The sequence below is a fragment of the Stenotrophomonas sp. HMWF023 genome (assembly GCF_003060985.1).
Taxonomy (GTDB): domain Bacteria; phylum Pseudomonadota; class Gammaproteobacteria; order Xanthomonadales; family Xanthomonadaceae; genus Stenotrophomonas; species Stenotrophomonas lactitubi.
The window spans coordinates 3,765-12,115 of record NZ_QAIJ01000154.1 but is presented as its reverse complement, the minus strand read 5'-3'; the positions used below and the strand labels follow the sequence as shown (position 1 = coordinate 12,115).

Here is an 8,351-nt window from a genome sequence, read left to right as displayed (position 1 = left end):
TCGATGCGCGACGCGGAAGTCATCGCCGCCGCCGACGAGCACGGCCTGGCCATGGTGTTCACCGGCGTCCGCCACTTCCGCCACTGATACCTGGAGCGACACGGATGTCTGCAGTCTCTTTGAAACCGCTCGCCGTGCTCGCCCTTGTTGGCACAGCCCTGCTGGCCGGCTGCAAGCCGGCCGCCGAACCCGCATCTGCCCCGCAGGCAGACCCTGCAAAGGCGGCCACCGCCGAGCCGGCCGCCCATGTCAGCCGCACCGCGCGGCTGCAGGCGTTCCTGACCGAGCGTTACGGCAAGGACGCCAAGCTGTCGGGTGAGTGGCGCGGCACCTGGACCCAGGAAGGCGAAACCCGTCCCGTGGACTGGCAGGTCTGCGCCGAGCAGCCGGTGGTGACCGGCGACAGCTGGCAGCAGCTGCTGGCAGTGTGCGGTGCGCTGGCCGATGGCGCGCACATCGACCCGGGAACCATCGACTTCTTCGTACTGCATCCCAAGGGCGAAGGCTTCGAAGTGGCGAGCGACCTGACCGGCGAGCGCTTCGGCAGCGGCGGTCAGCCCGGCAGCGCCAGCATCATCCGCGCTGGCAGCGATTTCTACGGCTTCCGCGTCGAAGATGGCTGGTTCGGCCAGGGCTTCTCGCTGCTCTCGCAGTCACTGATCCTGCCGGGGCCGAAGGGATTGGTCGCCACCGGCAACGTGCGCAGCCACATCGACAACGATGCCCAGTACGAGTGCGACACCGTCGACGCCAGTACCGACGCTGACACTGTCGAGGACTGCCGGACCCGCCGCTTCAGCATCGACTTTGCGCTGCGTTTCGACGACAGCGACCGCAGCGCGCGCGTCTGGCCGCTGTTGATCGAGGAAACCGGCAACACCTGCGGCGGCAAGCGGGTGCGGCAGGAGCACCGCTTCACCCTGGACCCGAAGTCCTGGACCTATTCCTTCCCCGAATCACTGCGACGCGAAGGCTGCGAGTGAGGCACATCGACCGGCCATGAACAGTCCCCTCGGCGAACTGATCCTCTACCGCACAGACGACGGCCGGACGGAAGTCCATCTGCGCGCCACGGAGGGGACGGTGTGGATGACCCAGGGCGAGATGGCCGCGCTGTTTGATACGACCAAGCAGAACATCAGTCTTCACATCCGGAACGTCCTGCAGGATGGCGAGCTGAAAGCCGAGGGAACCGTCAAGGATTACTTGACAGTTCAAACCGAGGGCAAGCGCACGATCAATCGTTCCGTTCAGCTGTATCGATTGGAGATGATTCTGGCGGTCGGATTCCGCGTCCGGTCACCTCGCGGGAGCCAGTTCCGTCGATGGGCCAGCGATACCCTGTCCGAGTACCTGGTCAAAGGCTTCGTACTGGATGACGAGCGGCTCAAGGATGCCGAGCGTGCGGACTATTTCAAGGAACTGCTGCACCGCATCCGCGATATCCGCAGTTCTGAAAAGCGCTTCTATCAAACCCTGCGCGAACTGTTCAAAGTCAGCAGCTCCGACTACGACGGTAGCGCAGCCACCGCCAAGACGTTCTTTGCCACCATCCAGAACAAGCTGGTCTACGCTGTCACCGGCCGCACAGCGGCACAGCTGATTGTGGAACGCGCCGATTCCAACGCACCGCACATGGGCCTGACCAACTGGACCGGCGACAAACCCCGCAAGTCCGATGCAGTCGTCTCCAAGAATTACCTGCTTCAGCAGGAGCTTGAACAGCTCAACCGCCTGGTCTCCATGTTCCTGGATTTTGCTGAAGATCGCGCCGAGCGACGCGTAGAAACCCATATGCTGGACTGGATCAGGCAGACCGATCGCTTCCTTGACTTCAACGAGCGCGCCATTCTCGATGGCCCCGGTCGCGTGTCCAACCAGCAGATGGAAGCCATCATCACGGAGCGCTACGCAGAATTCGACGCGGTACGACGTGCGTCTGCAAGGATCGCGTCCGAACGCGAAGCCGAGCTTGATCTTGCGAGTCTCAACGCCGAGGCAAAACGCTTGGCGTCCAGCAGAAAGCCCATCTGACTGATTTCTCCGATCACATCCACTTCTGTCCCCCAGGATCTCCACGCAATGAAAATCCTCGTCATCGGCTCTGGCGGCCGCGAACACGCCCTGGCATGGAAGCTGGCCCAGTCCTCCCGTGTCACTGAAGTGCTCGTAGCGCCCGGCAATGCCGGCACCGCCAACGAAGACAAGTGCCGCAACGTCGCGGTGAAGGTCACCGACATCGATGGCCTGCTCGCCCTGGCCCAGGCCGAAGGCGTGGCGCTGACCGTGGTCGGCCCGGAAGTGCCGCTGGTGGCCGGCGTGGTCGACCGTTTCCGCGCCGCCGGCCTGCGCATCTTCGGGCCGACGGCTGCCGCCGCGCAGCTGGAAGGCAGCAAGGCCTACGCCAAGGACTTCCTGGCCCGCCACAACATCCCCACCGCGTTCTATTCGGTGCACACCGAGGTGGACGCGGCACTGGCCTACCTGCGCGAGAAGGGCGCGCCGATCGTGGTCAAGGCCGACGGCCTGGCCGCCGGCAAGGGCGTGATCGTAGCGATGACCCTGACCGAAGCCGAAGACGCCGTGCGTGACATGCTCTCGGGCAACGCCTTCGGCGATGCCGGCGCGCGCGTGGTGATCGAAGAATTCCTCGACGGCGAGGAAGCCAGCTTCATTTCGATGGTCGACGGCGTGCATGCATTGCCGATGGCCACCTCGCAGGATCACAAGCGCGTCGGCGACGGCGACACCGGCCCGAACACCGGCGGCATGGGTGCGTACTCGCCGGCCCCGGTGGTGACACCTGAAGTGCATGTACGGGTGATGCGCGAGGTGGTGAACCCGACCGTGCAGGGCATGATTGCCGACGGCATCCCATTCACCGGCTTCCTCTACGCGGGCCTGATGATCGATGCCGGCGGCGCGCCGAAGGTGATCGAGTTCAACGTGCGTTTCGGCGACCCGGAAACGCAGCCGGTGATGCTGCGCCTGCAGTCGGACCTGGTGGAGCTGGTGGAAGCGGCGATCGATGGCCGCCTGGACCAGGTCGACGCGCAGTGGGATCCGCGCCCGTCACTGGGCGTGGTGCTGGCGGCCAAGCCATACCCGGAAACGCCGATCACCGGTGAGGTGATCTCCGGCCTGGATGAGGTGCCGGCAACGGCCAAGGTGTTCCATGCCGGCACGACGCTGGACGCGCAAGGCCAGGTGCTCAGCGCCGGCGGCCGCGTGCTGTGCGTGGCGGCGCTCGGCGACAGCGTGCGCGACGCGCAGGCGAACGCGTATGCGGGTGTGGCGAAGGTGAGCTGGGCCAGCGAGTTCCACCGCACCGACATCGGCTGGCGGGCGATCGCGCGGGAGGGTTGAGGCCCGCGCGGCATCAGGACATCCACGCATGGCGTGGATCTACTGGATCTTGCCGCATCCACGCATGGGGTGATCTACGGTGGGATTCGTTCATGCAGGGTGTGCCCCGTAGTAGATCCACGCCATGCGTGGATGAAAGCCCCACAAACAGAAAAGGCCCGGCAATGCCGGGCCTTTCCATTACTCAAACGCCTCGCCGCCTTACGCGGTGAACAGCGCCTTCATCTTCTTCAGCGCGTTCGCTTCAACCTGGCGGATACGTTCGGCCGACACACCGTACTCGTCCGCCAGCTCCTGCAGCGTCACCTTGCTGTCCGCATCCAGCCAACGGCGGCGGATGATGTCGCGCGAACGCGCATCCAGTTCCGCCAGGCCTTCGCGCAGCAGCTGCATCTGGTTGTCTTCGCTGTCCTCGCGCTCATAGGCCATCGACGGATCTTCGTCATTGGCCACCAGATACGCAGCCGGCGACGGCGGTGCATGATCGTTGTCTTCGTCGGTCGGCGCATCGAAACCGATATCGCGGCCGGACAGGCGCGATTCCATTTCCAGCACCTCGCGCTCGGACACGTTCAGGTCCTTGGCCACTGCGGTGACTTCGGCGGCGTTCATCCAGCCCAGGCGCTTCTTCGACTTGCGCAGGTTGAAGAACAGCTTGCGCTGCGCCTTGGTCGTGGCGACCTTGACGATGCGCCAGTTCTTCAGGATGAACTCGTGCATCTCGGCACGGATCCAATGCACGGCAAAGGACACCAGGCGCACGCCCATGTCGGGGTCGAAGCGCTTGACCGCCTTCATCAGGCCGATGTTGCCTTCCTGGATCAGGTCGCCCAGCGCAAGGCCGTAGCCGTTGTAGCCGCGGGCCACGTGCACCACGAAGCGCAGGTGCGAATGCACCAGCTCACGGGCAGCGTCCAGATCGTTGCCGTCGCGGAAGCGACGGGCCAGGTCCTGTTCGTTATCGACCGACAGCACCGGGATCTGGTGCACGGCACCGATATAGGCGTCCAGCGAACCGAGCGCACTGGGAATCGGCAGATTGTTTGCCACAAGGGCAGTAGAGGTGTTCTGGCTCATAGGCACCCATCTTAGCAGTCGGGGAATTGGACTGCTAAAGGAGGAAAAAGTTCCAGCATTCCACTGATGAAACACTGGTCCCAAACAGAGCCCTACCGTAACGCGATTTGATGACAGTGGCGAGCGCGCTTTTCGGGATACACAATCCCTTGGAATTCAACCTACTAGCCCGGAAAGCACGGCCATTCCGGGTCAAAGGGAGCTGAACAGGCGGCGGTTTCGCCCATGAAACGCCGGGAAGCGTTGCCCGCCGTTCAGCCCGCTGCCGCCAGCGACGCCCGCGGCGGCAGCGACCAGTCGATCGGGGCCTGTCCGCGGCGCTGCAGGTACTCGTTGGCCATCGAAAAATGACGGCAGCCGAGGAAGCCACGGTGGGCCGACAGCGGCGAGGGATGCGGCGATTTCAGCACGCGGTGGCGGCCAGTATCGATCACCTTGCCCTTCTGCTGCGCGTAGGCGCCCCAGAGCATGAACACCAGGCCCTCGCGCTCGCAGTTGAGCACGTCCACCACGTGGTCGGTGAAGCCTTCCCATCCACGCCCCTGATGGGCACCGGCCTTGCCCTCTTCCACCGTCAACACGGCGTTGAGCAGCAGCACGCCGCGCTGTGCCCAGGGAATCAGGCAGCCGTGGTCGGGGCGCGGGATGGCGAGGTCACCCTCGATTTCCTTGTAGATGTTCAACAGCGACGGCGGCACCGGCACGCCCGGCTGCACCGAGAAACTCAGGCCATGGGCCTGTCCACGACCGTGGTACGGGTCCTGGCCGAGGATGACCACTTTCACCTGATCGAACGGGGTGGCATCGAATGCGGCGAAGATCTGCGGGCCCGGAGGGAACACCGCCGCGCCGCTGGCCTTGCGCTGCCGCAGGAAGCTGGACAGCTCACGCATCTGCGGCTGCAGCAGGTAATCGCCCACACGCTGTTTCCAGCTCGGTTCCAGCTGGATCGCCGGGGTGTCCACTACTTCATCGATCATCGCAACACGTCATCGTAACAGGGGTCCATCATTCAACCGGGCCAGCCGCAGCTGGAACAGCACCTTGGTGATCAACAGGCGCTCTTCGATCGGCTTCAGCACCAGATCGTTGGCGCCAGCCTGCAGCAGGCCGGTCTGGTTGTGCGGATTGCCATCGCCGGTCATCACCAGCAACGGCAGACGGCGCTTGCCGTAGCCGAAGTCCACGCGCACGCGCTGCACCACGTCGCGGCCGCTCAGCTCCCCCTTCAGGGTCACGTCGGTCAGCACCAGGTCGATGCGATGGCGGCTGCGCCCCAGCGATTCGGCGGTCAGCAGGGTGAACGCCTCTTCGGCGCTGACCACATGCATCACGTTGAGCTGCTGGCGCTCGAGCATGCGCTTGGTCGCCTCGGCCACCACCCGGCTGTCCTCGATGTAGAGGATGGTCGCGCCGGGAATGGTCTGCGGCTGCACGTAGCCGCGCACGAACGTCGCCAGGGCCTCGTGGCCCAGCGATTTGTCGAAATAGTCGGTGACGTACTCGGTGAAACGGCGCTGCTCCAGGTGCTGCTGGGCGTCGCCGGAGACCACGATCACCGGCACATAGGCCTGTCCGGCGGCTTCGCGCACCATCCGTGCCAGCGCCAGCCCGTCGCCATCGCGCAGGGTCAGCGAGGTGGTCACCAGATCAACCGGGCCCTGCGCCAGCGCATGCTGGGCGTCTTCGATGCTGTCGCAGCCGATCACCTCCACGCCCGGCAGATCGCGCTGCAGGACGTCGGCGATCAGCTTGCGCACCAGCTTGGAACCGTCAACCACCATCACCCGCGTCGCGGGCCCTTCAAGGTGCTTCAGCGCTTGCGGTTGCATGCCGGTCTCAGGTGTCGGTCGGGCGGGTCTGGCGGAGGAAATGACCGGTCACCAGCCATGCACCCAGCCAGCCCAGCAGCAAGGTGCCGAGCAGCACCAGGCTGCCATGCAGCAGGTCCAGGCCATGCAGCACGAACGGGCTGCCATAGCTGCGCGACAGCTCGGCCAGCGGCGCGCGCAGGGCGGCACCGGCAATGCCGATCAGGCCCAGCGCAACCGCGCCGGCGCCCAGGCCATACCAGGCGCCCAGGTACAGGAACGGGCGGCGGATGAAGCCATCGCTGGCGCCGAGCAGCTGCAGTACGCCGATTTCCTCGCGGCGGGCCTGGATGTCCAGGCGCACGGTGTTGCCGACCACCAGCGCGGCGCCGACGCCGAGCAGCACGGACAGCACCTGCACCAGCCGTGCACCGAACGCGAGCCATGCATCCAGGCGCTGGCGCCACAACGCGTCATGCTGGACCAGATCTGCCCCGGGCAGGCTTTCCAACGCGCGTGCCAGCCGTGCATCGTCCTGACCCTGGCCGGGAGTGATCACCAGCAGCGAGGGCAGCGGGTTGTCGTTGAGTGCGTCGATGGCTTCGCCGAGACCGGCCTGGCGCAGTTCCTCCAGGCCCTGCTCCGGCGTGCGCACGGTGACGCTGGCAACATCCGGGCGATCGCGTAGTTCACCGGCCAGGCGCAGCGCACCGGGGCCGTCGACGTCGGCCTTCAGGAAGACGTTGATGTCGCGCGACTGCTGCACGCTGCCGGCGAACTGCTTGAGGTTGTCCAGCGCGATCGACAGGCCCAGCGGCAGCGCCAGAGCCAGCGCCATGACCATCACGGTCAGCAGCGTCGCCCACGGTTTGCGGCAGGCGCGGCCGAGGCTGAACACCACGCTGTGCACGTGATGCTGGAACCACACGCCCAGGCGCGACGGCGCAGCGGCTTCGATATTTTCGTTCTTGGCCATGGTTACTCCGCCAGATCCTGCGGCGAGATGTCGTCCACCAGCCGGCCGTGGTCGAGGATCAGCACGCGCTTGCGCATGTGGCGCAGCAGCGGCAGGTCATGGCTGACCACCAGCACGCTGGTGCCACGCGCGGGCAGCTCGGCGAACAGGGACATGATTTCCGCCGCCAGGGTCGGGTCGAGGTTGCCGGTCGGTTCATCGGCTACCAGCAGCTTGGGCTCGCCAACGATCGCACGGGCGATGCCGACGCGTTGCTGCTCACCAGCCGACAGCTGCGAGGGCAGCGCCTTTTCGCGGTGGCCCAGGCCCATGCGCTCGAGCACCGAACGCACGCGCTTGTTGATGTCACCACGGCGGGTGCCGCGCAGGATCAGCGGCAGGGCCACGTTCTCGGCGATGGAACGGTCCATCAGCAGGCGGTGGTCCTGGTAGACCGCGCCGACCGCGCGTCGATGCCGCGGCACATCGCCGCCGCGCACCTTCAGCAGGTTGCGCTCGTCGAACATCACCGCGCCGCGGCTGGGCCGCTCGTCGAGGTGGATCAACTTGAGCAGGGTGCTCTTGCCCGCCCCGGAGTGACCGGTGACGAACAGCATTTCGCCCGGCGCGACCTCGAAGCTGACATCGGTCAGGGCTTCGTGGCCACCGGCGTACTGTTTGCTGACATTGTCGAAGCGCAGGACACTCATGCCCCGATTATGCAGGACCGGCGCGATGGCGTGGAGATGCCGGGGCACTGGTGGGTGCCGACCGTTGGTCGGCACACCTTTCAAGGCCACCCGACCAACGGTCGGGCGCTACCGGATCAGCTGCCCGACAGCATCCGGCGGATCTTGCGGCCGATACGGGTCAGGAACGAGTCGCCGGCATCGGCGCTGGTACGCACCGGCTTGGCCACCACCTGCACCGGCTTGACCGGAGCGGCACCGTTGCCGTCGCTCGCCACACCCTCGGCACCCTCGACCGGACGGCCGTGGCGACGACGACGACGCTTGCGCGGCTTGCGCTCGCCGTCCACCGCACCTTCCGGCGCAGCGTCAGCGCGCGGCGGACGCGGGGCCTGCACGGCAGCGGCTTCAGCCGTCACCGCGCCTTCGACTGCTGCGGCGGCTACCTGCTCG

At 65.9% G+C, this 8,351-nt stretch carries 9 protein-coding genes; 3 read left to right on the top strand and 6 right to left on the bottom strand.

Annotated features, from left to right (window positions below; translation table 11 throughout):
• Positions 1–104 precede the first annotated feature (104 nt).
• The 3 genes from DBR20_RS08450 to purD are packed head-to-tail and all read left to right on the top strand — an operon-like array spanning position 105 to position 3,366.
• The gene (locus DBR20_RS08450) at positions 105–983 is read left to right on the top strand and encodes a hypothetical protein (RefSeq protein WP_108265867.1); all 879 of its coding nucleotides are present in this window, start codon (positions 105–107) and stop codon (positions 981–983) included.
• A 16-nt stretch (positions 984–999) separates the two neighbouring features.
• Complete coding sequence (locus DBR20_RS08445; protein WP_108265866.1) at positions 1,000–2,034, top strand: virulence RhuM family protein; 1,035 nt, start codon at positions 1,000–1,002, stop codon at positions 2,032–2,034.
• 48 nt (positions 2,035–2,082) lie between these two features.
• Positions 2,083–3,366 carry a phosphoribosylamine--glycine ligase gene (purD, locus tag DBR20_RS08440; RefSeq protein ID WP_108265865.1) on the top strand — a complete coding sequence of 428 codons (1,284 nt, stop codon included), beginning with the start codon at positions 2,083–2,085 and terminating at the stop codon, positions 3,364–3,366.
• 201 nt (positions 3,367–3,567) lie between these two features.
• Here the strand turns inward: purD and rpoH are convergent, their stop codons facing one another.
• The 6 genes from rpoH to rhlB all read right to left on the bottom strand — a co-directional run.
• On the bottom strand, positions 3,568–4,443 hold the full coding sequence (rpoH, locus tag DBR20_RS08435; protein WP_100462199.1) for an RNA polymerase sigma factor RpoH: 876 nt from the start codon (positions 4,441–4,443) through the stop codon (positions 3,568–3,570).
• Between the two features lie 254 nt (positions 4,444–4,697).
• Positions 4,698–5,423, bottom strand: a complete 726-nt coding sequence (gene ung / locus DBR20_RS08430) for a uracil-DNA glycosylase (RefSeq protein ID WP_108265864.1) — start codon at positions 5,421–5,423, stop codon at positions 4,698–4,700.
• A 9-nt stretch (positions 5,424–5,432) separates the two neighbouring features.
• Positions 5,433–6,275 carry a response regulator gene (locus DBR20_RS08425; protein WP_089237300.1) on the bottom strand — a complete coding sequence of 281 codons (843 nt, stop codon included), beginning with the start codon at positions 6,273–6,275 and terminating at the stop codon, positions 5,433–5,435.
• A 7-nt stretch (positions 6,276–6,282) separates the two neighbouring features.
• Complete coding sequence (gene ftsX, locus DBR20_RS08420) at positions 6,283–7,230, bottom strand: permease-like cell division protein FtsX (RefSeq protein ID WP_108265863.1); 948 nt, start codon at positions 7,228–7,230, stop codon at positions 6,283–6,285.
• Between the two features lie 2 nt (positions 7,231–7,232).
• Complete coding sequence (gene ftsE / locus DBR20_RS08415) at positions 7,233–7,919, bottom strand: cell division ATP-binding protein FtsE (RefSeq protein ID WP_025878609.1); 687 nt, start codon at positions 7,917–7,919, stop codon at positions 7,233–7,235.
• A gap of 116 nt (positions 7,920–8,035) precedes the next feature.
• The coding region (rhlB, locus tag DBR20_RS22835; protein WP_258223257.1) for an ATP-dependent RNA helicase RhlB at positions 8,036–8,351 on the bottom strand (316 nt) is incomplete at its 5' end.